At 61.8% G+C, this 22,221-nt stretch carries 21 protein-coding genes; 12 read left to right on the top strand and 9 right to left on the bottom strand.

Annotation, left to right across the window (positions count from 1 at the left end; genetic code table 11):
• Positions 1–150: 150 nt before the first annotated feature.
• The 9 genes from CAG11_RS04190 to CAG11_RS04150 all read left to right on the top strand — a co-directional run bounded on the left by CAG11_RS04190 (position 151) and on the right by CAG11_RS04150 (position 8,588).
• Positions 151–945: an ABC transporter ATP-binding protein gene (locus tag CAG11_RS04190; protein WP_068588693.1), complete on the top strand. Its 795-nt coding sequence runs from the start codon at positions 151–153 to the stop codon at positions 943–945.
• Positions 946–994: 49 nt separating this feature from the next.
• Positions 995–1,768 (top strand): transporter substrate-binding domain-containing protein, encoded by a 774-nt coding sequence (locus CAG11_RS04185; protein WP_053131879.1) that lies wholly within the window; start codon positions 995–997, stop codon positions 1,766–1,768.
• Between the two features lie 50 nt (positions 1,769–1,818).
• Positions 1,819–2,532 (top strand): ABC transporter permease, encoded by a 714-nt coding sequence (locus tag CAG11_RS04180; RefSeq protein ID WP_022640758.1) that lies wholly within the window; start codon positions 1,819–1,821, stop codon positions 2,530–2,532.
• 9 nt (positions 2,533–2,541) lie between these two features.
• Positions 2,542–3,246: an ABC transporter permease gene (locus CAG11_RS04175; RefSeq protein WP_085594915.1), complete on the top strand. Its 705-nt coding sequence runs from the start codon at positions 2,542–2,544 to the stop codon at positions 3,244–3,246.
• A 42-nt stretch (positions 3,247–3,288) separates the two neighbouring features.
• A complete protein-coding gene (locus tag CAG11_RS04170) occupies positions 3,289–4,470 on the top strand; it encodes a pyridoxal phosphate-dependent aminotransferase (RefSeq protein WP_085594913.1) in 1,182 nt (393 codons plus the stop codon).
• 130 nt (positions 4,471–4,600) lie between these two features.
• The gene (locus CAG11_RS04165) at positions 4,601–6,349 is read left to right on the top strand and encodes an amidohydrolase (RefSeq protein ID WP_085594911.1); all 1,749 of its coding nucleotides are present in this window, start codon (positions 4,601–4,603) and stop codon (positions 6,347–6,349) included.
• Entirely contained in the window at positions 6,346–7,272 is a 927-nt protein-coding gene (locus CAG11_RS04160) for a GTP-binding protein (protein WP_085594909.1), read from the top strand. The genes CAG11_RS04165 and CAG11_RS04160 overlap by 4 nt, the downstream gene beginning before the upstream one ends.
• A 77-nt stretch (positions 7,273–7,349) precedes the next feature.
• Positions 7,350–7,709 carry a hypothetical protein gene (locus tag CAG11_RS04155; RefSeq protein WP_085594907.1) on the top strand — a complete coding sequence of 120 codons (360 nt, stop codon included), beginning with the start codon at positions 7,350–7,352 and terminating at the stop codon, positions 7,707–7,709.
• Positions 7,710–7,889: 180 nt separating this feature from the next.
• Positions 7,890–8,588 carry a hypothetical protein gene (locus tag CAG11_RS04150; protein WP_085594905.1) on the top strand — a complete coding sequence of 233 codons (699 nt, stop codon included), beginning with the start codon at positions 7,890–7,892 and terminating at the stop codon, positions 8,586–8,588.
• Positions 8,589–8,654: 66 nt separating this feature from the next.
• Here the strand turns inward: CAG11_RS04150 and glyA are convergent, their stop codons facing one another.
• Positions 8,655–10,010 (bottom strand): serine hydroxymethyltransferase, encoded by a 1,356-nt coding sequence (gene glyA, locus CAG11_RS04145; protein ID WP_085594903.1) that lies wholly within the window; start codon positions 10,008–10,010, stop codon positions 8,655–8,657.
• Between the two features lie 509 nt (positions 10,011–10,519).
• Between glyA and CAG11_RS04140 the strand changes: the two genes are divergently transcribed.
• Both CAG11_RS04140 and CAG11_RS04135 read left to right on the top strand, forming a co-directional pair.
• Positions 10,520–11,122: a helix-turn-helix transcriptional regulator gene (locus CAG11_RS04140; RefSeq protein ID WP_085594901.1), complete on the top strand. Its 603-nt coding sequence runs from the start codon at positions 10,520–10,522 to the stop codon at positions 11,120–11,122.
• Complete coding sequence (locus CAG11_RS04135) at positions 11,109–11,984, top strand: queuosine precursor transporter (protein WP_085594899.1); 876 nt, start codon at positions 11,109–11,111, stop codon at positions 11,982–11,984. The genes CAG11_RS04140 and CAG11_RS04135 overlap by 14 nt, the downstream gene beginning before the upstream one ends.
• Before the next feature lie 99 nt (positions 11,985–12,083).
• On the opposite strand, the gene CAG11_RS04130 is transcribed toward CAG11_RS04135, so the two are convergent.
• From CAG11_RS04130 to hmpA, 8 genes are all read right to left on the bottom strand, one after another.
• Entirely contained in the window at positions 12,084–12,638 is a 555-nt protein-coding gene (locus CAG11_RS04130; RefSeq protein ID WP_085594897.1) for a cytochrome b, read from the bottom strand.
• Between the two features lie 144 nt (positions 12,639–12,782).
• Entirely contained in the window at positions 12,783–13,670 is an 888-nt protein-coding gene (cyoE, locus tag CAG11_RS04125; protein WP_085594894.1) for a heme o synthase, read from the bottom strand.
• A gap of 10 nt (positions 13,671–13,680) precedes the next feature.
• On the bottom strand, positions 13,681–14,022 hold the full coding sequence (cyoD, locus tag CAG11_RS04120) for a cytochrome o ubiquinol oxidase subunit IV (protein WP_022640772.1): 342 nt from the start codon (positions 14,020–14,022) through the stop codon (positions 13,681–13,683).
• Positions 14,023–14,649, bottom strand: coding sequence for a cytochrome o ubiquinol oxidase subunit III (locus tag CAG11_RS04115; protein WP_031320461.1), 627 nt, complete (start codon positions 14,647–14,649; stop codon positions 14,023–14,025). It abuts the gene before it with no gap.
• 3 nt (positions 14,650–14,652) lie between these two features.
• Positions 14,653–16,671, bottom strand: a complete 2,019-nt coding sequence (gene cyoB / locus CAG11_RS04110; protein ID WP_068588657.1) for a cytochrome o ubiquinol oxidase subunit I — start codon at positions 16,669–16,671, stop codon at positions 14,653–14,655.
• Positions 16,672–16,674: 3 nt separating this feature from the next.
• Complete coding sequence (cyoA, locus tag CAG11_RS04105) at positions 16,675–17,619, bottom strand: ubiquinol oxidase subunit II (RefSeq protein ID WP_031320464.1); 945 nt, start codon at positions 17,617–17,619, stop codon at positions 16,675–16,677.
• 795 nt (positions 17,620–18,414) lie between these two features.
• Positions 18,415–18,924, bottom strand: coding sequence for a disulfide bond formation protein B (locus CAG11_RS04095; RefSeq protein ID WP_085594892.1), 510 nt, complete (start codon positions 18,922–18,924; stop codon positions 18,415–18,417).
• Between the two features lie 383 nt (positions 18,925–19,307).
• Positions 19,308–20,489 carry an NO-inducible flavohemoprotein gene (gene hmpA, locus CAG11_RS04090; protein ID WP_085594890.1) on the bottom strand — a complete coding sequence of 394 codons (1,182 nt, stop codon included), beginning with the start codon at positions 20,487–20,489 and terminating at the stop codon, positions 19,308–19,310.
• Positions 20,490–20,643: 154 nt separating this feature from the next.
• Here hmpA and norR point away from each other — a divergent pair, with 154 nt between their 5' ends.
• Entirely contained in the window at positions 20,644–22,197 is a 1,554-nt protein-coding gene (gene norR, locus CAG11_RS04085) for a nitric oxide reductase transcriptional regulator NorR (protein ID WP_085594888.1), read from the top strand.
• Positions 22,198–22,221 lie beyond the last annotated feature (24 nt).

Here is a 22,221-nt window from a genome sequence, read left to right as displayed (position 1 = left end):
CGTCGCCAAAAAAATCACCAATTACTGAAAAAAATTTCCGTGTCCGGCTAAAAAAGCTCGATTGACCCTATGCCGCCGATGGCTAATTCTCAGGTCCTACCCTGTGCCGGGGAATGCCCGGCCATCGCACAATAACAAGAGGGTCGACCCTTGCAATCGCAGCCCAACTCCACCCAGCCCGTGGTGGCGATCGACGATCTGCACAAGAGCTACGCCGATCACCACGTTCTCAAGGGCATCGCCCTGCGCGCCAACGAAGGCGAAGTGGTATCGCTGATCGGCTCCAGCGGTTCGGGCAAAAGCACCCTGCTGCGCTGCATCAACCTGCTGGAGATTCCCTGCAGCGGCAGCCTGCGCATCAATGGCGAACAGGTGCGCCTGAAGACCGACCGCGCCGGCAATCCCCAGGTCGCCGACCCGGCCCAGGTGGCACGCCTGCGCACCCAGCTGAGCATGGTGTTCCAGGGCTTCAACCTGTGGCCCCACCGCACCGTGCTGGAGAACGTCATCGAGGCACCGGTGTATGTCCTGGGCGAAGACCGCAAGGAGGCCATCGCCCACGCCGAGCACCTGCTGGAGAAAGTCGGCCTGGCCCACAAGCGCGACACCTTCCCGTCCTTTCTCTCCGGTGGCCAGCAACAACGGGTGGCCATCGCCCGGGCCCTGGCCATGCGCCCCAAGGTACTGCTGATGGACGAGCCGACCTCGGCCCTGGACCCGGAACTGGTGGGCGAGGTGCTCAAGGTCATCCAGGGCATCGCCGAGGAAGGCCGGACGATGATCCTGGTGACCCACGAGATGGCCTTCGCCCGCGATGTGTCGAGCAAGGTGATGTTCCTCCACCAGGGCCTGGTGGAGGAGGAAGGTGCGCCGCAGCAAATATTCTTCAACCCGGCCAGCGAGCGCTGCCGGCAATTCGTCATGGCCCAGGAAAACCGCGTCTGACGTCCCGCTGCAATCCTTGAAAACAACAACTTAGATAAAGGGTCAAGCCATGAAAAACCTGCTCAAGGTGCTCGCCACCGGTTGCCTGTTCAGTGCCCTGTCCAGCCATGCCCTGGCCGCCGACAAGATCGTCTTCGGCATCGCCCTGGAACCCTACCCGCCGTTCTCGATGAAAAGCGGCGCCGGCGACTGGAGCGGTTTCGAACCGGAGCTGATCAAGGCCCTGTGCGAACGCATGCAGGCCCAGTGCCCGCTCAAGGAAGTGGCCTGGGACGGGCTGATCCCGGCCCTGCAATCGAGCCAGATCGACGCCATCCTCAACTCCCTGAGCATCACCGAGGAACGCCAGCAGGTCATCGATTTCTCCGCGCCCTACTACCAGACCCCGGCCATGTGGGTCGCCGACCAGTCCCTGGAACTCACCCCCACCCCCGAAGGGCTCAAGGGCAAGCTGATCGGCGTGCAGGGCTCGACCTCCAACGCCACCTTCGCCAAGGCCTACTACGGCAAGACCTCGACCTTGCGCTACTACACCACCCAGGACGACATGCTCTCCGACCTGCAGAGCGGGCGCATCGATGTGATGCTGGCCGACGCCCTGACCATCGAGCCGGTCCTGCAATCGGCGGCTGGCGCGGGCCTGGCCAACAAGGGCCTGGCGCCCCGGGACCCGCTGTTCGGCTCCGGCATCGGCGTCGGCCTGCGCAAGGGCGACAGCGCCCTGCAGCAGCGGATCGACAAGGCCCTGGCGGCACTCAAGGCCGACGGCACCTACGACAAGATCCGCAGCCGCTACTTCAGCGTCGACATCTCTGCCAACTAAGCCGCCCGGCGGCCTGCTGCGGCAGGCCGCCGGCGTTGACTGGATACGCCATGATTTCTCTGTCCGACCTTTCCCAACTGTTCGTCGCCGACGGCTGGCTCGGCGCCCTGGCCCAGGGCGCACTGGTGTCCCTGCAGATTTCCGCCGGGGCCTTCGTCCTCGGCCTGGGCATCGGCCTGCTGGTGGCGATGATCAAGCTGCGCGGGCCGCGCTGGCTGGTGAAGCTGGCCAACCTCTACACCACCCTGTACCGGGCCATGCCCGAGCTGCTGCTGATCCTGCTGCTGTACTACGCCGGCACCGACCTGCTGAACATGGCCATGGCGGCCATGGACCGCCCAAGCGTCACGGTCAACGGTTTCATCGCCGCCGTGCTGGTGCTGGGCATCGTCCAGGGGGCTTATTCGGCGGAGATCATCCGCGGCGCGATCCTGGCCATTCCCCATGGCCAGATCGAGGCGGCGCGGGCCTACGGCATCGAACGCTGGCTGCTGGTGCGACGCATCCTGCTGCCGAGCATGCTGCCCTTCGCCATGGCCGGGTTGTCGAACCTGTGGCTGGTGCTGGTCAAGGACAGCGCGCTGATCAGCATCGTCGGCTACAGCGAGCTGCTCTCGGTGGGCAAGCAGGCCGCCGGTTCCACCAAGCACTACCTGGTGTTCTACCTCGCCGTCGCGGCGTTCTACTTCGTCATCACCCTGGTGTCCGGCAGCGTGTTCCGCGTGCTCGAACGACGCACCCACCGCTGGCTGCCCCAGCACTAGGAGGCTGTGATGGATTTTTCCTGGATCAATGGTTTTTCCACCGAGCTGGTACGTGGCCTGGGCATCACCCTCAAGCTGCTGGCCCTGAGCGCAGCTTGCGGTTTCGTCCTGGCGGTGCTGGTGGGCCTGGGCCGAGTGTCGCGCAACCCCCTGGTCAGCGCGCCCATGCGCTTCTACATCAGCGTGTTCCGCGGTACGCCGCTGCTGGTGCAGATCTACATCCTCTACTACGGCGTCGGCAGCCTGTTCGCCGCCTACCCGCCGATCCGCGGCAGCTTCCTCTGGCCCTACCTGCGCGAAGGCTTCTGGTACGTGGCCCTGGCGCTGACCCTGAGTGTCGGCGCCTATGTCGGCGAGGTTCTGCGCGGCGGCCTGCGGGCAGTGCCCCGGGGCGAACTGGAAGCGGCCCGTGCCTATGGCATGGGCTACTGGCTGACCTTGCGCCGGGTCTGGCTGCCCCGGGCCCTGGAGCTGGTACGCCCGACCCTGGTGGGCGAATGCGTGCTGCTGCTCAAGGCCACGGCCCTGGCTTCCACGGTGGCGGTCACCGACCTGCTGGGCGCCGCCAACCTGGTGCGGGCCCAGACCCTGAAGGTCTACGAGCCGCTGCTGGCGGTGGCGCTGATCTACATCGTGCTGGCCTTCGTCATCGAACACCTGTGCGGCCGCCTGGGCGCCACCCCCAACAAGCAGGCGCCCCAGCGCCAGGCCTGAACCCATTCATTACGCGGGCAACGCGCCCGTGAGGAGCACCACATGCGTTATTCCCCTTTCGTCCAGCGCATCAGCGGCGAATCCGTCAGTGCCTGGGACATCCACTACGCCGCCATCGAGGCCCGTGGCCGTGGTGAGGACGTGATCGTGCTCAGCGTCGGTGATCCGGACTTCGCCACCGACCCGCGCATCGGCGCCGCCGCCGGCGCCGCGCTGGAACAAGGCGATACCCACTACACACATGTGCTTGGGCGCCCGGCCCTGCGCGAGGCGATTGCCGCCAAGCAGCGGCGCCTGCTGGGCATCGAGGTCGAGGCGGCCAACGTGGCCCTGGTGGCCGGGGCGCAGAACGGCCTGTTCGCCGCATCGCTGTGCCTGTTCGGCAGTGGCGATGAAGTGCTGGTGCCCGAACCCATGTACCTGACCTACGAGGCTTGCATCCATGCCTCGGGCGCCAGCCTGGTGGCGGTGGAGCAACCGGCGGCCAACGGTTTTCGCCTGACCGCCGCGGCCCTGGAAGCGGCCCTGACCGACAAGACCCGGGGCATCGCCCTGGCCACGCCGTGCAACCCCACCGGCAACGTCTACAGCCGCGAAGAGCTGGAAGCGGTGGCCGAGGTCGCACGCAAGCACGACCTGTGGGTGATTTCCGATGAGGTCTACGGGCAACTGACCTACGACCGCCAGCACCTGAGCATCGCGGCCCTGCCGGGCATGGCCGGGCGCACGGTGATCCTCAACAGCCTGTCCAAGACCCACGCCATGACCGGCTGGCGCGTGGGCTGGGTGGTGGGCCCCGAGGAGCTGGTGGGGCACCTGGACAACCTGCTGCTGTGCATGCTCTACGGCCTGCCGGGATTCATCCAGGAAGCTGCGCTCAAGGCCCTGGAACTGGATGACGAGGTGGTCGACAGCGCTCGCGAGGTCTACCGCCGCCGTCGCGACCTGGTGATGGCAGGCCTGCGCCAGGTGCCGCTGCTGGACTGCCGCGAGCCAGAGGCCGGGATGTTCATGCTGGTGGACGTGCGCCGTACCGGCCTGTCGAGCATGGACTTCGCCTGGCAGCTGTTTCGCGCCACCGGGGTCTCGGTCCTCGATGCCCAGGCCTTTGGCGCCAGCGCCGAGGGTTTCGTGCGCATTTCCTTCACCGTGGCCGACGAGGTGCTCAAGGACGCATGCCAACGCATCGCCGGGTTCGTCGAGGCCCTGGGCGCACAACGCTGACCCAGGGACCGACGCTGGCGAGGCGGCTTGCTCCCTCGCCATAGCGGCGCCCATGAACCACTGCTTTGCCACTGCGCCTGTCGCCCATTTTTTGCCCACTGTTGAAGGGCCCTGCTTGAGAGGTTGACCCGTGACCGCTTCCGACCAATTCAACTCCACCCATAGCGCCGTCGACCAGCACGCCGAACTGGTGCTGCACAACGGCCGGATCTACACCCTCGACCCGGCGCAGCCCTGGGCCGATGCCGTGGCCATTCGCCAAGGCAAGCTGATCGCGGTGGGCAGCCTCGCCTCCTTGAGCTCGCTGGTCGGCCCCAATACCCGCCAGCACGACCTGGACGGGGCGTTCTGCATGCCCGGCCTGCACGACATGCACACCCACCCCGACCTGGCCCTGGCACCCCGCTACGCCGACGACCTGGACGTGGGCATCGAGGACCCGACCCCGGAGCAACTGGCGGCGGCGATCCACGCCTATGCCGACAGCCATCCGGGCGACGGCTGGATCTACGGCCAATACTGGGTGCGCTACACCTTTCGCGAGGCCGGCCTGACGCCGGGCCGCGAGTGGCTGGACAGCATCATGCCGGACCGCCCGGTGGCCCTGCTGGACCGCATGTGGGGCACCATGATGGTCAACTCCAAGGCCCTGGAACTGGCCGGTATCGATCGCCATACCAGCGACCCGCGCAACGGCTACCTGGAGCGCGACTCGCTCACCGGCGAGCCCAACGGGCTTTTGATCGACGGCGCCTACGCGCTGATCCACGCGGCCATGCCGGCGACGCCGGTCTCGGTACTGCGCCGGGCCTATCGCGATGGCGTGCACTTCCAGACCTCTCGCGGGGTCACCGCCACCAAGTACGTGCACGTCTGCGAGAACCGCTTGCAGGCACTCAAGGAACTGGACGACGCTGGCGAGCTGACCCTGCGGGTGGAAGCCGCCATCAGCTGGCAGGACGATATCTTCCCGGTACGCCGGCGCTGGGAGCTGCTCAGCGGCGAGCGGCACTTCTATCGCAGCTCGCGGTTGAGCGCCAATGCGGTGAAGTTCCATTTCGACGGCACCGTGGAGCCCAAGTCCTCGTACCTGCTGACCCCCTGGCCCGAGGAATCGAGCTGGCGCGGCAAGCTCAACCTGACCCCGGAACACATCACCGACATGGTGGTGGACATGGACCGCCGTGGCTTGCGGGTGATCGCTCACTGCACCGGCGACGGCGCCTCCGACGTGTTCCTCGATGCCGTGGCCGAGGCCCGGCGCCGCAACGGCCACAGCGGCGTACGCCACCAGTGTGCCCACAGCACCTTGCTGCACCCGGGCAATCTCAAGCGCTTCCAGAGCCTGGACGCGATCGCCGAGTTCTCCCCGGCGGCCTGGTACCCGACCCCGTTCGCCAGCGGCGCGCGCTCAGGCTATGGCCAGGAACGCCTCAAGCGCATCTACGACTTCAAGGGCGTGCTGGCCGCCGGTGGCATCGCGGTGTTCGGCACCGACTGGCCGGTGGCATCCATCGACCCGTGGCTGGCGCTGGAAACCATGGTCACCCGGCAGAACCCCTGGAACCAGGAGCCCGACACCTTCGGCGACCCCATCAGCCTGGAGCAGGCGCTGCAAGTGGCGACCCTCAACGGCGCCCATGCCATGGGCCTGGAACACCTGACCGGCAGCCTGCAGGTCGGCAAGTCGGCGGACCTGATCGTGCTCGACCGCAACCTGTTCGCCCAACCGGCCCGCAACTACATCCACCACACCCAGGTGCAACTGACCTTCGTCGAGGGCCAGTTGGTCTACGACCGCCAGGGCACCTTCAGCGACACGCCGCTGCAGGCGGTATGGGAAGGCCTGCCACCGTTGATCGAGGGCCAGGAGCCATGAACAAGCTGCAGAGCATTCCGGTCACGGTGGTCTCGGGTTTTCTCGGGGCCGGCAAGACCACCCTGCTCAACCGCCTGGTGCAACGCGCCGACAGCGGCCGGCTGGCGGTGATCGTCAACGATTTCGGCGAGCTGAACATCGATGCGGCGATCATCGCCGAGGTCACCGACGCGGTGTACAGCCTGCAGAACGGCTGTATCTGCTGCACCGTGCAGGAAGACCTGCTGGCGCAACTGGTGAGCCTGTCCAAGCTGCGCCCGGCCCTGGAGCGGATCGTCATCGAGTGCAGCGGCGTCTCCGACCCGCAACGCATCGTGCAGACCATCGGCTACCCGCAACTGCGCGACCGCCTGCACCTGGATGCGGTGGTGACCCTGGTGGATGCCAGCGGTTTCCAGGCCCTGGAGGGCGACATGGCGCGCCTGTCCCGGGCCCAGGTGGCCTGCGCCGACTGGGTGCTGCTGAACAAGGTCGACCTGGTCACGCCCGAGCAGTTGCAGGCGATCCGTAGCAGCCTCACCTGCCGCGCCCCGGTGTTCGAAACCGTACAGGCCGAACTGCCGGACGAACTGTTGCTGGCCCCGACGGTACGCTCCAGCGAGGTGCTGTTCAAGGCTTTGCCCCAGGCCCACGACCAGTTGTTCGAAAGCTGGGTATGGAACAGCCCCCGGCCCTTGCAGGCCAAGGCCTTGCGTGACTGGCTGGCGCAGTTACCCGCCGACCTGCTGCGCCTCAAGGGGCTGGTACGCCTGGACGGCAGCGAGCAGCCCTACTGGTTGCAGCATGTGGGCAGCCGCAGCCAGTTCACCCTGGCCACCGGGCAACCCAGCGAACATGCCGCGCAACTGGTGTTCATCGCCCGCCGCGGCAGCGACCTGCGCCAGGAGCTGGAAGCCGGGATCAGCGCCACCCAGGTGGCCTGATCCTGGGTGGCTTCACGGCCTGGTCGGCAAGGCGCAATTTGGCCGCACCTCCCCGCCAAGAAGCAAGGACGCTGAAAATGATCAACATTCTCCAGGACACGCCTCTCTGGGTGTATCCGGTCTTCGCCATGATCCTCTACTACGGCTTGCGCGCTCGCTTCGGCAGCCGTGAAAGCCTGGGCTCGCTATTGATTGCGCCCTTGATCCTGCTGGTATGGTCGTTGTGGTCGATGAGCCTGGGTGGGCATCCCCTGTTGGCCCTGGGAGCCTGGACCGCTGGTGCGGTGCTGGGCAGCCTGGTGGCCATGCTGCTGTTCTCCACGTTCGGCGCGGTACTGGATTCGGGCCGCGCGGCTGCAGGCTTCACCGTAGGGCTGTTCTGGGGCCGGGCACTCAAGTTGTACCGCCACTTGCGAATCCTGCAGGCCAGGCACTGAATCCAGCGGGAGACAGGGGCCGGGGAATCTTCCCCGGCCAGACCGGTCTGTAGGGACGGCCAGCACCTCCGGGCGCTTGGTCCGTGACAATGGCCGTGCGCTCCAATAGATTAGGCGCCCCCGAAAATCCCCCCGGGGTTTTCGCGCCTCAAACCTGTCAAACCAAGTAGTGGATGTTCAATGCCTGATTCCAACACCGAAGAATCCGTAATCGCCTTGTCGAACAAGACCGAGTACGAAAACGCCATGCATCTTTCCCAGCATGTCTCCCAGGCCAAGACCATCAGCGAGATGGTGCTCGACGCCTTCCACACCTCGAAAGAAAGTGACCAGATTCGCGAGCTGCGCGCCGCCATCCGCCAGGCCCACGACCGCTTTGACGACGATACCGCCTATGAACTCATGGGCCAGCTCAAGCAACTCAAGGACGCCGAAGCGGCGGACCTGGCCGCCCTGGAGGACCTGAGCAAGAAATTCCCCATCAGCCGGATTCTCTCCAGCTACAAGGACGACCCGGACTTCCAGGAACTGGTCTATGGCCTGGCCCTCAAGGTGCTGAACCAGACCCACCAGGCCATCAGCAACCCGAGCGGCAAGAGCAAGGCATCGCGGCCCAAGAAGGAAATGGAAGTGTTCGCCATCAGCAAGGACGGCATCAGCGTCACCCTGCCGATGCGCCCGCGCTCCAAGGCCAATGCCGACCGCGAAGCCTTCGAGTTCCTGGGCTTCAGCTTCATCGGCGAAGGCGAAGAGGCCGAGCTGGAAAGCGAGGTGTTCGTCGACAACCTGGGCAACGAACAACCGGCCACCCGCAAGAACATCGTCACCGCGATCCAGCAGCAGACCGCGTTCGCCGGCTACAGCGCCATCCAGCAGTAAGCCGATGCCCGGCCGACCGGCCGGCTGGCAGCCCCGTATTCACGACGAAGGCGGGGCTTGCCCCTCTCAACGATCCCCATACTCGACAATCGGGTACATCGCGCACAGCGCCTCGGTCTGCCGCCGGAACTGCTGCTGCAAGGCAGGCTCCAGGATGTATTGCTGCCCACCGTGGGGCTTGACCTGATCCAGTATCCGACACATCAGGTCGACGAGCTCGCGACATCCCTGGGAGTCCAGGTAGCGCTGGGCAATGGAGCCGGTGCCAATGCACAGGCCATTGGCGGCGAATGCCGAACGGATCTCTCCCGGCCCACGTTTCTTGCTGACGATGATTGCGCACTTCTCGAGCGCCGATTCGGCGATGGAGCCGCTGATGCCTCCATGCAAGCGCAGCAGGATGGTGTGATTCTCCGTGCCGCCGCCCACGACTTCATAGTCCCGCTCCATGAATGCATCGGCCATTTCATCGGCGATGGTGCGTACCCGCCCCATGTAGGCATCGAACTGCACCGACTTGGCATAACCCAGCGCGGCCGCCTTGGCGGCGATCATGTTGACCGCCGGCGCCCCCTGCATCCCGGGAAACACGGCCTGGTCGAGCACTCGACGAAAGCTCGACCTGAGGCCCGGCACCTTGGTGTCGGCATCGCGTCCCGAGAGAATCAATCCGCCGCGAGGCCCGCCGAGCTGCCTGTGGGTACAGCAAGTAGTGACGTGAGCCGCATCGATCGGGCTCGGATGACGCCCGGTGGCCACCAGCCCGGCGATATGGGAAATGTCGGCCAGGAGAATGGCTCCGGCCTCATCGGCGATGGCACGAAAGCGCTGGAAGTCGACGATCCGTGAATAGGCCGTCGCCCCACAGATGATGATGCGCGGACGATGGGCCAGGGCCAGTTGCCGTACTTGCTGGTAGTCGATGGCGCCCTGGGCCGTGGTGCCATAGCGGATCGCCTTGTAGTGGACGCCGCTGAACGCCAGGGAACTGCCATGGGTCAGGTCGCCACCATGGTCCAGGGCCATGCCGAGGATGGTGTCGCCGGGCTCGGCCAGGGCCGACAGGACCTGGTAATTGGCATTGGAGGCCGAGTGCGATTGCACGCCGGCATACTGGGCAGCGAACAGTTCCTTGGCTCGGCGGATCGCCAGGGATTCCACCAGGTCGGCGTTTTCGCAACCGGCATGATGGCGTCGACCGGGAGTGCCCTCGACGGTGACGTTGAGCAAGGCCGAGGCAGATGCCGCCAAGGTCCGGGGGCCCGCCGCGCAAGAGGATGAAACCAAGGACAACGTGCGGTGTTGGCGTGTGATTTCCGCATCCAGGATGCTTGCCAACTCGGCGTCTTCAGTTCGTAATTCGGCCAGGCCACGTCGCAACAGGTCTGCCTGGGTCCTGAGTGGTTCAGTATCGGCTGCCATGATTCTCTGTCCCTTCCTTGTGTGTCGCATGCCACGAACGAAGGCACGCTTCCTGGGTTTTACGTTCGTTTGGGCACAACGGGCTATCCATCCCTGGCGATGACTGTACGAGATGTAACAAAATTAATCAAAAAAATGAACATAAGCTAAATTAAATGAGGCTTTTCTTGAGAGGTCGAAATGACATCGACCTTGCCTTGTGTTCAGGTTTGTCATCAGGGTCATGACGCCGCGCCTCGAGAGCTGTATGGTCACGGCCGGCTCCCACGCCGCCTTTCTCCCCTGAACCAGCAATCCGGCCGTTTCCAAGGGATTTGATCGTCCTGGATATCGACCATCAAGGATTCCAGGAGGAACGCGGCACGCAAGGGAGCACTAGCGAGCTGACAGAAATTGCCAAAATTGCCCTGGCAGGACTCGTGCCAGCGTCAGGCAGTTGTCCCCAGGCACTGCACGATCGCTATGCAGGACTCGAGGGATCAGGACCAAAAGGAAGTGGTGAGCAACTGATGCACAAAAGAGAAAGAACAGAGCATTTAAAGAGCAACATCAAGTACCTGATAAAAAGTCGTGGTGAGACACAACTGTCCTTGTGCAACGCCAGCGGCCTGACCAGAACGACCATCTACAACATCCTGGAAGGCAAGGTCAGCAACGTACAGCAGTCCACCATCCGGAAAATCTCCGACTTCTTCGGCGTTTCCTATGAAGAGATAGAAACTGTCGACTTCGAGGAAAAGGAGATCATCGAGAGCAGTATCTCCCCTCAAGGAAACATGAACCCGGCAGCCGTTCCGATCATCAAGGAGAGGCTGCTGATGGCCAGCATGGGAAAGCGAATTGGCGAGCTGGTCACGCTTTACCCATTGACCTACTACTTCGGCACTTCCGCTAATCTGATAGCCGTGTTGCTGGAGAATGAAATTCCAGGCGTGAATGAAGCCGGCGACCTGTTGATCGTGCAAAAAGGTTCATCGAGTGACGACAAGGAAAAGCTGATCTACGACAAACTGACAACAAAGCTTCTGATATCGAATGATGCTCGCTCCGACTCGGACCGCATGATCGTAGTCGGCGATATCATCGAGGAGCGGTTCCATGTCGGCCTTTGAAATTGACAACAGCAAATACAAGCTCCTGGGATTCGATAACAACAAGAAGCTTGCGATAATCATGATCATCGCAACCGGCAAGGTTATCAAAATCAAACTAAGCGAAGTCTTGAACAGCGAAATAATAGACAACCTGAACAAGATAGAAATCAAGAATCTTTATCGAAAATTCTACTCCCAAGGAGATAGTCTCACTGCCTATGACTTGAATGACCGCCATGAAACCTCATGGATGATCTATATAACCCTGAATCTGCTGCTCGTTACCTTCTATATCTTCACCAGCATCGCCGCAACCAAGCCGATCTACCTGGAATCGCTGGGCATCGTCATCACTCCAGGAACCTTTCTTTACTCCCTGACCTTTTTGATCGTTGACCTGCTAAACGAAAACTTTGGGCTCCGCCTGGCAAGAAAAGCCATTTTCTTCGCGTTCGCCAGTACCTCCACCGTATTCATTCTCCTCTATGGCTCGACCTTCCTCCCTGGTCTGCCCGGCTGGAAATTCGACTCGCCTTATAATGATGTGATCACCCAGGTATCGTCCGTATTGGTGGCGTCATCCATCTCATTCCTTGTTTCGGAAAATATAAACTCCTATTTACTGTGCAAAATAAAAGAACTGACGAACTCCAGATTCCTGTTCCTGCGAATATTCTTGAGTACCTTCTTTGCAGTGATCATCGATAGTTTTCTATTCTGCTACATCGTCTTTTATGGGCTGATGCGCAACGCTGACATCCTCAACATGGTTCTCTTGCAGATCGCGATCAAGGTGTTTTTTGCACTCTTCAATATCTTGCCCGCTTATGGCGCAAGGTCATTGCTCAGTAAGTACATGACCAGCAGCCAGGCAAGATAAGAACGCTTGAACAGTGCCCTGAATGCCCAACAATGACGGCCAGTAAAAAACCCCGCACTTCTCTCGAAGGCGGGGTTTTCTTGCTGCAGGTTAAAATACTCAAACCGCAGAGGCATTGCCCAGCATACGACGCAGGATATGCCCCTGGCCCTTGGCACAGTGCAAGATCAACGCCGCGACATGGCCAAGGATCAACACCAGCAAGATCCAGCCCAGGAGGCTGTGGAAGTTGTTGCCCAGGTCGGTCATCCACTGGATCTTCGGCCCTTCGAAGCCACTCATTACCGGCAGGCCGAAGGCGGAGAAAGCGCGCCCCGAGCCGTACTGGCGCAGCAGGCCGAGAAACGGAATGGCGAACATTCCCACATATAGCAGCCCATGCCCCAGCGTTGCCGCGAGGTTGAGGCTCGGTGGCCGCCGACGGCGATTCAACAGGCTCCACAGCACCCTCGCCAGCAACAGGGCCATCAGCAGCAGGCCCACCTGTTTGTGGGTCGGCCATAGGAACTCGTCCAGGGCCGAATCAGCCAGCAGGTAATGCGCACCGGCAGTGCTGTAGATCCAGGCGAAGGCCAATGCCATGGCCCAGTGCAATCCGCGACTGACGGCGCCGTAGCGCTCCTTCGAGTCGTATAGTTCGATACCGCGTTCCATTCCATCCACTCAGGTTCATCACGAGCGGCGCATTTTACCCGCCCAGGCAAAAGCTTCGGGCCTAAAGCTTTAAATGATGTGACCGCCATGAAATGAAAAAGCCCCGCGCTTCTTGCGAAGGCGGGGCTTTTTCGTGGCCCGGGCTTAGTGGGCGTAGGTCAGCAGCAACTCGGTCGGGGCCTTGAAATCCACCGACATCATCACGCTCAGCGCGGTGATGGTGAAGATCGAGAACACGAAGAGCTTGCGGGCCCATACGGTGTCATCCACCGCCTTGTAGCCGGTCCAGGCCATGTACAGCCAGTACATGCCCATCGCCGCCGCTACCGCCATGTAGCCCATGCCGGCATACCCGCTGAAAGTCAGCATCAGGGTCGCCACCAGGAACGCCAGGATGTAGAGCAGGATGTGCTTCTTGGCCACGCGAATACCGCGCTTGACCGGCAGCACCGGGATCGATGCGGCCAGGTAGTCGTTGAAGCGGAAGATCGCGATGGCGTAGGAATGCGGCATCTGCCACAGGCTGAACATCACCAGCAGGGTCAACGCGGCCATGTCGAAGCTGTTGCTCACGGCCACGTAACCGATCACCGGCGGCATGGCCCCGGACAGGCTGCCCACCAGCGTGCCATGAACCGACTTGCGCTTGAGGTACAGGCTGTAGAGGCCAACGTAGATGACAAAGCCGATTACCGCGAACAATGCGGCCAACGGGTTGGCCACGTAGTACAGCAGGGCGACGCCGGCGACACCGAGGAGGGAGGCATAGACCAGGGCCACTTCCAGGGAGATCAGGCCCTGGACCAGCACGCGGTTCTTGGTGCGCTCCATCTTCAGGTCGATGTCACGGTCGATGCAGTTGTTGAACACGCAACCGGACGCTACCACCAGCGAGGTGCCGATCATGGCGGCCAGGAAAATGGCCAGATCGACATGCCCCTTCGAGGCCAGGAAGAACCCGCCTGCCACCGAAAGCACGTTACCGAAAATGATCCCCGGTTTGGTGATTTGGATAAAGTGCTTGAGCGACATCGGGTCTACCTCACTTCGCCATCATGACGGTGTGGATGCTGAACATGATCCACAACGACAGACCAACCAGCAGGACAATGACCAACGCGGCGAAGATGAACGCCACCACGTTGTTGCGCTGTGCCGCGGAACGGTCCAGGTGCAGGAAGTACACCAGGTGCACCAGCACCTGGATCACCGCGAACGCCAGGACGATCCACAGGGTCACGTCTTTAGGCAGCGATGGGTACATCACCAGGCCGAACGGGATCAGGGTCAGGATGACCGACAGGATGAAGCCAATGGCGTAGGACTTGACGCTGCCGTGGCCGGCTTCGTCGTGGCCATTGTGGGAATGTGATGCGTTAGCCATTTACATAGTCCCCATCAGGTAAACAACGGTGAATACGCAGATCCACACCACGTCCAGGAAGTGCCAGAACAGGCTCAGGCAGCTCAGACGGGTCTTGTTGGTCGCCGTCAGGCCTTTTTTCTGCACCTGGTACATCATGATTGCCATCCAGATCAGACCGCTGGTCACGTGCAGACCGTGGGTACCGACCAGGGTGAAGAACCCGGACAGGAAGCCGGAACGGCTAGGGCCGTAGCCTTCGGAGATCAGCAGGTGGAACTCGTTGATCTCCATGCCGATGAAGCCCAGGCCGAACAGGAACGTCATGGCCAGCCAGCCCAGAACCTGCTTCTTGTTGCCCCGGAAGAACGCCAGCATGGCGAAGCCGTAGGTGATCGAACTGAACAGCAGCAGAGCGGTTTCGCCCAGTACATAAGGCAGTTCGAAGATGTCGTGGCCCGACGGGCCACCCGCTACGTTGTTAACCAGTACCGCGTATACCGCGAAGATCGACGCAAACAGAATGCAGTCGGTCATCAAGTAGAGCCAGAAACCGAATACGGTCATCTCGCCCGAGTCGTGGTGATGGTCATCGTGCCCATGGTCATGACCATGGGCGTGTCCAGCATTGGTCACTAAGTTCGACATGGATTAAGCCTGTTCCAACGAGGTTTCAACACGGGTAGCCGGGATCTTCTTCTCCGATACCAGACGCTTGTGCTGCTCGGCTTCGATGCGCTCGATCGTCTCGACCGGCACCATGTAGCCTTGATCATCACGGGCAGCGTGGATCGCGAAATAGATCACGGTGCCGGCCAGGCTTGCGATGGCCATCCACCAGATGTGCCAGATCATGGCGAAACCGAACACGGTCAGCAGAGCCCCCATGACCAAACCGGTAGCGGTGTTGTTGGGCATGTGGATCGGCTGGTAGCGGCCAGGCTGCTCGTAGGCAGTGCCGTTTTCCTTGGCTTCGGTGAACGGATCGATACCTTCGGCTTTCGGCAGTACCGCGAAGTTGTAGAACGGAGGTGGCGACGAGGTCGACCATTCCAGGGTGTGGGCATTCCACGGGTCGCCCGATACACACATGTTCTGCTTGCGATCACGCACGCTGACGTACAGCTGGATCAACTGGCAGGCGATACCCACGGCGATCAAGACTGCACCCACCATGGCGACGTACAGGTACGGCACCCACTCTGGGTTGGTGGTGGCGTTCAGGCGACGGGTCATGCCCATGAAGCCCAGTGCATAGAGCGGCATGAACGCGACGAAGAAGCCCGAGATCCAGAACCAGAAGGCAGCCTTGCCCCAGCCTTCATGCAGCTTGAAGCCGAAGGCTTTCGGGAAGTAGAAGCCGAAGCCGGCGATGTAACCGAATACCGCACCGCCGATGATCACGTTGTGGAAGTGCGCGATCACGAACAGGCTGTTGTGCAGAACGAAGTCGGCACCCGGGATGGCCAGCAGTACACCGGTCATGCCGCCGATGGCGAAGGTCACCATGAAGCCCAGGGTCCACAGAACCTGGCTGGTGATGCGCAAGCGGCCGTGGTAGATGGTGAACAGCCAGTTGAACAGCTTCACCCCGGTCGGGATGGAGATCAGCATGGTCGCCAGGCCGAAGAAGGCGTTGACGCTGGCACCCGAACCCATGGTGAAGAAGTGGTGCAGCCAGACCATGAAGCCCAGGATCGAGATCGCGCCGGAAGCGTAGATCATCGAATGGTGGCCGAACAGGCGCTTGCCGGAGAAGGTCGAGATGACTTCGGAGAAGATACCGAACGCCGGCAGGATCAGGATGTACACCTCGGGGTGACCCCAGGCCCAGAACAGGTTCACGTACATCATCGGATTGCCACCAAGTTCATTGGTGAAAATGTGGAAATCCATGTAGCGGTCAAGCGTCAGCAGCGCCAGGGTAGCGGTCAGGATCGGGAACGAAGCCACGATCAGCACGTTGGCCCAGGTGCAGGTCCAGGTGAAGATCGGCATGTCCATGATCTTCATGCCCGGGGTACGCATCTTCAGTACGGTGGCCAGGAAGTTGACCCCCGTCAGCGTCGTCCCTAGACCTGAAAGCTGTAGCGCCCAGATGTAGTAGTCCATACCCACGCCAGGACTGTATTGCAGGCCCGACAGCGGCGGATAGGCAACCCAGCCGGTCTTGGCGAATTCGCCAACGCCCAGGGACAGGTTGATCAGCACGACGCCGGAAACCAGCAGCCAGAAGCTCAGGGAGTTGAGGAATGGATAGGCCACGTCGCGAGCGCCGATCTGCAGCGGCACGACGAGGTTCATCAGGCCGGTGAAGAATGGCATCGCCATGAAGATGATCATGATCACACCGTGGGCGGTGAAGATCTGGTCATAGTGTTCAGGTGGCAGGTAACCAGGCGAACCCTCGGTGGCCAGGGCCAGCTGGGAACGCATCATGATGGCGTCGGCAAAGCCACGCAGCAGCATGACCATGGCAACGATGATGTACATCACGCCGATTTTCTTGTGGTCGACCGAAGTCAGCCACTCGGACCACAGGTAGGTCCATTTCTTGAAATAGGTGATACCCGCGACGACCGCCAGACCACCCAGCGCGATCATGGCAATGGTCACCATGACAATCGGCTCGTGGAACGGTATCGCGTCCAGACTTAATTTACCAAACATCGTTTACTCCTCTGCCCCGGCAGCTGAATGCGAGCTCATGTCCATTCCCTGCGAAGTGGCCACTTCTTTCTCTTTCTTCTCGTGCTTGAGCGGCTTGCCTGGAGTCATACCTTCATACTTGTCGACGATGGTCTGAAACAGGTTTGGCGCGTACGAGGAGTAGAGCTCCACAGGGTTGTTCTGGCTTGGCTTGGAAAGGGCCGCGTATTCAGCTGTGTCCAGCTGTTTAGGTGCCTTCTTGGCTTCGTTTACCCAGGCGTCGAACTCTTCCTGGCTGGTTGCGATCGCTTTGAACTTCATGCCGGTGAAACCCGCGCCGCTGTAGTTGGCGGAGATACCTTCAAGTTCGGTGTTCTGGTTGGCAATCAGGTGCAGCTTGGTGGTCATGCCCGCCATTGCGTAGATCTGGCCGCCCAGGCCCGGGATGAAGAACGAGTTCATCACGGTGTCGGAGGTCACGCGGAAGTTGACCGGGGTATGGGCCGGGAACACGATCTTGTTGACCGTGGCAATGCCCTGCTCCGGATAGATGAACAGCCATTTCCAGTCCATCGCGACCACTTCGATGGTCACCGGCTTGACGTCGGACTCCAGCGGACGATAAGGGTCCAGGGCGTGGGTGGACTTGTAGGTCACATAGCCCAGGGCCAGGATGATCATGATCGGCACGGCCCATACGGCCACTTCGATCTTGGTGGAGTGGGACCACTTCGGCGCGTAGGTCGCGTTCTGGTTGGAAGCACGATACTTCCAGGCGAAAGCGAAGGTCATGAGAATGACCGGCACCACCACCAGCAGCATCAGGATGGTTGCAGTGATGATCAGGTTTCGTTCGTCCAGACCGACCTGACCCTTGGGATCAAGCAAGGTCCATTTGCAGCCCCCCAGCATCAACATGCTGAGCAGCGGCAATAAGCCTAGTAATCTGGGGTACCTGTTTTTACTCATCTCACGACCTCTAAAGCAGCTTGCGCAATGCAGTTGGGTTTTGATCGCCAACACTTCACCCTGCCAAGGGTTGGCATTTTTCTTCAATTGAATAAGGGCCTGCCCGTTGCGGTGAAACGCTCAACGACACATCCCGGGCTAGCAGTGGTTCTTATTCGATCTCGTGGTCAAAGGCCTTGTTACAGACCAATTCCATTTGGTGCGGAAGTTAGGAAGGCGCCGACACCTGCAGTCGCATGGAGCGCTCAATCCACTCCTCGACCATCCTCGTGTGCTCAGGGGTGAGCAGCGTCGGAAATTCAGTGCGGGCGATTGTAGATATGTCGCGTTTTATAAACCATGTCTTATCCCGAAATAATTTTTATCGCTGACCGCAACAATCCCACATGATTGTTACGAAGGACCGCAATCATATCGATTTTCATTCGCAACAAAAACCCCAGAAAAGCCCCTCATGCCAGTATCGGCAAGCGCCTGAAAAAGTCGCTGCAAGCCGCCATCCGTATGGCTCAGCCCTTGTAAAACGGGGTCTGTGAAGAATTGTATAGATAGCAGGCTATGGTTTTTCTCGACATTGCCGGCATACACAAACTGACAGGCTCGAATTGAACCAGTTGCGGAAATTGCAGTCTCTTGAAACCATTCCCTTGCCTCTCTGCGGCTGCGACAGTGTGACAACATGTCGCACTTTTGTTGCCCCCTGGCTTGCCGCAAATCACGGACTTTTCAGGCACCTCATGCGCGACATGAAAAAGCCCCGGCTCCTCCACAGGAACCGGGGCTTTTGCAAGACGATCAATAGGTTTTCTTGCGATTGCGCACCACGCCCAGCGGTACCAGGATCACTGTCAGCACGAACGCCAGCAACGCCCACTGGGCCAGGGACAGGCCAAGGATCGGCGGGTACGGCGTGGAGCAGAAACCATCGACCTGGAAACCCAGGGGAAAGATGCTCGCCAGCGGCAGGCTGTCGACGATCGGCTGCAGTACATCGATGCCACAGCTCACCGCCGGATAGAACTGGGTGTACACATGGTGCCCGGCCACCCCCGCGCCGGCGATGGCGCAGATGACCACCAGGGTCTCCATGATGGTGACGCCGCGGCGCGAGCCCAGGGCCGCACCGATGAAGGCGAAGAGCGCGATCAGCAACAAGGCGTAGCGTTGCAGGATGCACAGCGGACAAGGCGCCTCGCCCAGCACCACCTGCATGTACAAGGCACCACCGATCAGTGCCAGGCAGATCACCCCCAGCAGTACCAGGAAGCGTCGTTCACGCCCCAAACGCAGTCTGTCGTCACTCATCCCTATTCCTTTTTCTGTGTGTTGCAGCGGCCCGCCCGCCTCTATCGCGGCGGCGCGCTGTGAAATTGCCAAATGGCCGGTTCGCCGTCGCAGTGCCCGGAAGTCTACACGCTGAACATGACCTTTGAATGCACGGCTTGCAGACTGCAAGCCAAGGCCTGCCGGGCGAGCGACGCAATCGAACGGCTCGCCCGGGCAATCGCGCCCCGGACGATATCGCAGGCAATTAACGACAGGCAGGTTAAGTCGGGATTAACCCGGCAGCCGCCCTTCCAAGGTCGGCCAATAGGTCTGGAGATTGCCGGCGCCCCATGGTGGCTGGAATGCACATGGTGGGCGCCGGCAAGCGGCCCCTGGAGGACAGGAGCCGGCAGGCGGGAGGGTTATTCCAGGGCTGCGGCCGGGCCGAAGAACTCGTAGCGGCTCTGCTGCTCAGGAATGCCCAGGGCCTTCAGGTGGCGCTTGATCGCGGCCATGAAACCCTTGGGCCCGAGGAAGTAGGCATCCAGGTCCCGCTGCTCGGGCAGCCACTGCGCCAGCTGGTCCTGGGTCAACAGGCCCAGGTTGTCGGCCGCCGGGCTGACGCCATCATCCTCGGCATAGCAGTAGAAACGCTTGAGCTGTGGATAACGTTCAGCCAGGGCGTCGACCCACTGGCGGAAGGCATGCACCTGGCCGTTGCGCGCACAATGAATGAAGTGCACCGGACGCTCGGTAGCCAACGCTGCCTCCAGCATCGGCAAGGTCGGGGTAATGCCGACGCCCCCACTGATCAGCACCAGCGGCTTGTCGCTGGCCTGCAGGGTGAATTCCCCGGCAGGCGGGAACAGCATGATGCTGCTGCCCACCGGGCATTGGTCATGCAGGTAGTTGGAGGCCAAGCCACCGGCCTCGCGCTTGACGCTGATGCGGTACTGGCCCTGGTCGGACAAGGCCGACAGCGAGTAATTGCGGCGAATTTCCTGGCCATCGATGAACAGTTGCAGGCCGATGTACTGGCCCGGTTCGGCGGCGAGGATCGGCCCCTGGTCGGCCGGCTCGAAATACAAGGAAGTGATTTCCGCGCTTTCCTGCACCTTGCGCACCAACTTGAACTCCCGAGCACCACGCCAGCCGCCCGGGGCCTGGGCCTTCTCGTCGTAGATGGCCGCCTCGGCGCCGATCAGGATGTTCGCCAGCTGGTTGTAGGCCGCGGCCCAGGCATCGATGACCTGCTGGGTGGCGATCTCGCTGCCCAGCACTTGCGCAATGGCCCGCAACAGGCAACTGCCGACGATGGGGTAGTGCTCCGGCAGGATCTGCAGGGCGACGTGCTTGTTGATGATCTTGGCGACCAGGTCTCCCAGCTGGTCGAGCTGGTCGATGTGCCGGGCGTACATCAGCACGCCATTGGCCAGGGCCCGGGGCTGGTCGCCGCTGGCCTGGTGGGCCTGGTTGAACAGTGGGCGGACTTCTGGATACTCCGAGAGCATCATCCGGTAGAAGTGGGTGATCAGGGCCTCACCACCGCTTTCCAGCAGGGGCACGGTGGATTTGATGATGGCGCGATCTTGGACGCTTAGCATGGGACAACTCCTGGACTTATGACTGCTTGCAGGTTTCCCTTGTCCAATCAGTATTCGTGCCAAGATAAAAATCATTTAAATTCAACAAGTTAAAAACATCGTAGTCATAAAGACCCCAATGAATTTATAGTCGAAAGGACTACAAGGAGTCTTTATGACTGCAAAAGCCCTGCTCACCACGCTGCTGCCCCTGGTCACCGACCTGTCCCGGGAATTGCCGGAAGGCGAGCGCTATCGACGCCTGCTGGAGGCCCTGCGCGTGCTCCTGCCTTGCGACGCCGCCGCGCTGTTGCGCCTGGATGGCGAGTGGCTGGTGCCGCTAGCCGTCGATGGCCTGAGCACCGACACCCTGGGCCGTCGCTTCAAGGTCAGCGAACACCCGCGTTTCGCCGCGTTGCTGGCCAGCCCGGGACCAACCCGCTTCGCCAGCGACAGCCAGCTACCCGACCCCTACGACGGTTTGGTGGAAGGGCTCGACGAACACCTGGAGATCCACGATTGCATGGGCTGCCCACTGTTCGTCGACGAACGCCCATGGGGCCTGCTGACCCTCGACGCGCTGGATCCGCAACGATTCGAACCCATCGAGCTGGATGCCCTGCAGGCCTTCGCCAGCCTGGCCGCGGCCACCGTCAGCGCCGCCGAACGCATCGAACGCCTGGCCCAGCGAGCGGAGAACGAGCACCAGCGCGCCGAGGTGTATCGCCAGGCCAGCGGCCAGCATCGGGAAATGATCGGCCAGAGCAAGGCCCACAAGCACCTGATGGAAGAAATCGCCCTGGTGGGCAGCAGCGACCTGACGGTCCTGATCACCGGAGAAACCGGGGTCGGCAAGGAACTGGTGGCCCAGGCCATCCACGCCGCCTCGCTACGCGCCGACCAGCCGCTGGTCAGCCTCAACTGCGCGGCCCTGCCGGATACCCTGGTGGAAAGCGAACTGTTCGGCCATGTCCGGGGCGCCTTCACCGGCGCCACCCAGGACCGCCAGGGCAAGTTCGAGCTGGCCAACGGCGGCACCCTGTTCCTCGACGAAGTGGGCGAATTGCCGTTGCTCGTCCAGGCCAAGCTGTTGCGCGTGCTGCAAAGCGGCCAGTTGCAGCGCCTGGGCTCGGACAAGGAGCATCGGGTGGACGTGCGCCTGATCGCCGCGACCAATCGCGACCTGGCCCAAGAGGTGCGCAACGGCCGCTATCGTGCCGACTTCTACCATCGCCTGAGCGTTTATCCACTGCGCGTCCCGGCGTTGCGCGACCGTGGCCGCGACGTGCTGCTGCTCAGCGGCTACTTCCTGGAGCAGAACCGTTCGCGCATGGGCCTGGGCAGCCTGCGCCTGAGCGCCGATGCCCAGGCCGCATTGCTGGCCTACCACTGGCCGGGCAACGTCCGCGAGCTGGAGCACCTGATCGGCCGCAGCGCCCTCAAGGCCTTGGGCAACCACCGGCAGCGGCCGAAGATCCTCAGCCTCGACGCCGCGGACCTGGACCTGCCCCATGCAGGCGAAAAACCCGGCGTGGCCGCCCAAGCAACGCCGCCGGCCATGCCACTGGCGGCTTCCGGGGACCTGCGCCAGGCCACCGAGCACTACCAGCGCCAGTTGATCGACGCCTGCCTGCAACGGCACCAGCACAACTGGGCCGCCGCCGCCCGTGAGCTAGGCTTGGACAGGGCCAACCTGAGTCGCCTGGCCAGGCGCCTGGGGCTCAAATGAGCGCACTCGGGGCGGCGCTTGCGA

Source organism: Pseudomonas sp. B6(2017) (genome assembly GCF_002112765.1).
GTDB classification, from domain to species: Bacteria; Pseudomonadota; Gammaproteobacteria; order Pseudomonadales; family Pseudomonadaceae; genus Aquipseudomonas; species Aquipseudomonas piscis.
This window is presented reverse-complemented; position numbering and strand designations above follow the sequence as displayed.

Coding starts and splice junctions, on each gene's coding strand:
- CAG11_RS04130 (WP_085594897.1), bottom strand. CDS start 12,638: ATGGAACGCGGTATCGAACTATACGACTCGAAGGAGCGCTACGGCGCC.
- CAG11_RS04180 (WP_022640758.1), top strand. CDS start 1,819: ATGATTTCTCTGTCCGACCTTTCCCAACTGTTCGTCGCCGACGGCTGG.
- glyA (WP_085594903.1), bottom strand. CDS start 10,010: ATGGCAGCCGATACTGAACCACTCAGGACCCAGGCAGACCTGTTGCGA.
- CAG11_RS04115 (WP_031320461.1), bottom strand. CDS start 14,649: ATGTCGAACTTAGTGACCAATGCTGGACACGCCCATGGTCATGACCAT.
- cyoB (WP_068588657.1), bottom strand. CDS start 16,671: ATGTTTGGTAAATTAAGTCTGGACGCGATACCGTTCCACGAGCCGATT.
- CAG11_RS04135 (WP_085594899.1), top strand. CDS start 11,109: ATGTCGGCCTTTGAAATTGACAACAGCAAATACAAGCTCCTGGGATTC.
- CAG11_RS04095 (WP_085594892.1), bottom strand. CDS start 18,924: ATGAGTGACGACAGACTGCGTTTGGGGCGTGAACGACGCTTCCTGGTA.
- CAG11_RS04160 (WP_085594909.1), top strand. CDS start 6,346: ATGAACAAGCTGCAGAGCATTCCGGTCACGGTGGTCTCGGGTTTTCTC.
- CAG11_RS04150 (WP_085594905.1), top strand. CDS start 7,890: ATGCCTGATTCCAACACCGAAGAATCCGTAATCGCCTTGTCGAACAAG.
- CAG11_RS04155 (WP_085594907.1), top strand. CDS start 7,350: ATGATCAACATTCTCCAGGACACGCCTCTCTGGGTGTATCCGGTCTTC.
- hmpA (WP_085594890.1), bottom strand. CDS start 20,489: ATGCTAAGCGTCCAAGATCGCGCCATCATCAAATCCACCGTGCCCCTG.
- cyoA (WP_031320464.1), bottom strand. CDS start 17,619: ATGAGTAAAAACAGGTACCCCAGATTACTAGGCTTATTGCCGCTGCTC.
- CAG11_RS04175 (WP_085594915.1), top strand. CDS start 2,542: ATGGATTTTTCCTGGATCAATGGTTTTTCCACCGAGCTGGTACGTGGC.
- CAG11_RS04170 (WP_085594913.1), top strand. CDS start 3,289: ATGCGTTATTCCCCTTTCGTCCAGCGCATCAGCGGCGAATCCGTCAGT.
- norR (WP_085594888.1), top strand. CDS start 20,644: ATGACTGCAAAAGCCCTGCTCACCACGCTGCTGCCCCTGGTCACCGAC.
- CAG11_RS04185 (WP_053131879.1), top strand. CDS start 995: ATGAAAAACCTGCTCAAGGTGCTCGCCACCGGTTGCCTGTTCAGTGCC.
- cyoD (WP_022640772.1), bottom strand. CDS start 14,022: ATGGCTAACGCATCACATTCCCACAATGGCCACGACGAAGCCGGCCAC.
- CAG11_RS04140 (WP_085594901.1), top strand. CDS start 10,520: ATGCACAAAAGAGAAAGAACAGAGCATTTAAAGAGCAACATCAAGTAC.
- cyoE (WP_085594894.1), bottom strand. CDS start 13,670: ATGTCGCTCAAGCACTTTATCCAAATCACCAAACCGGGGATCATTTTC.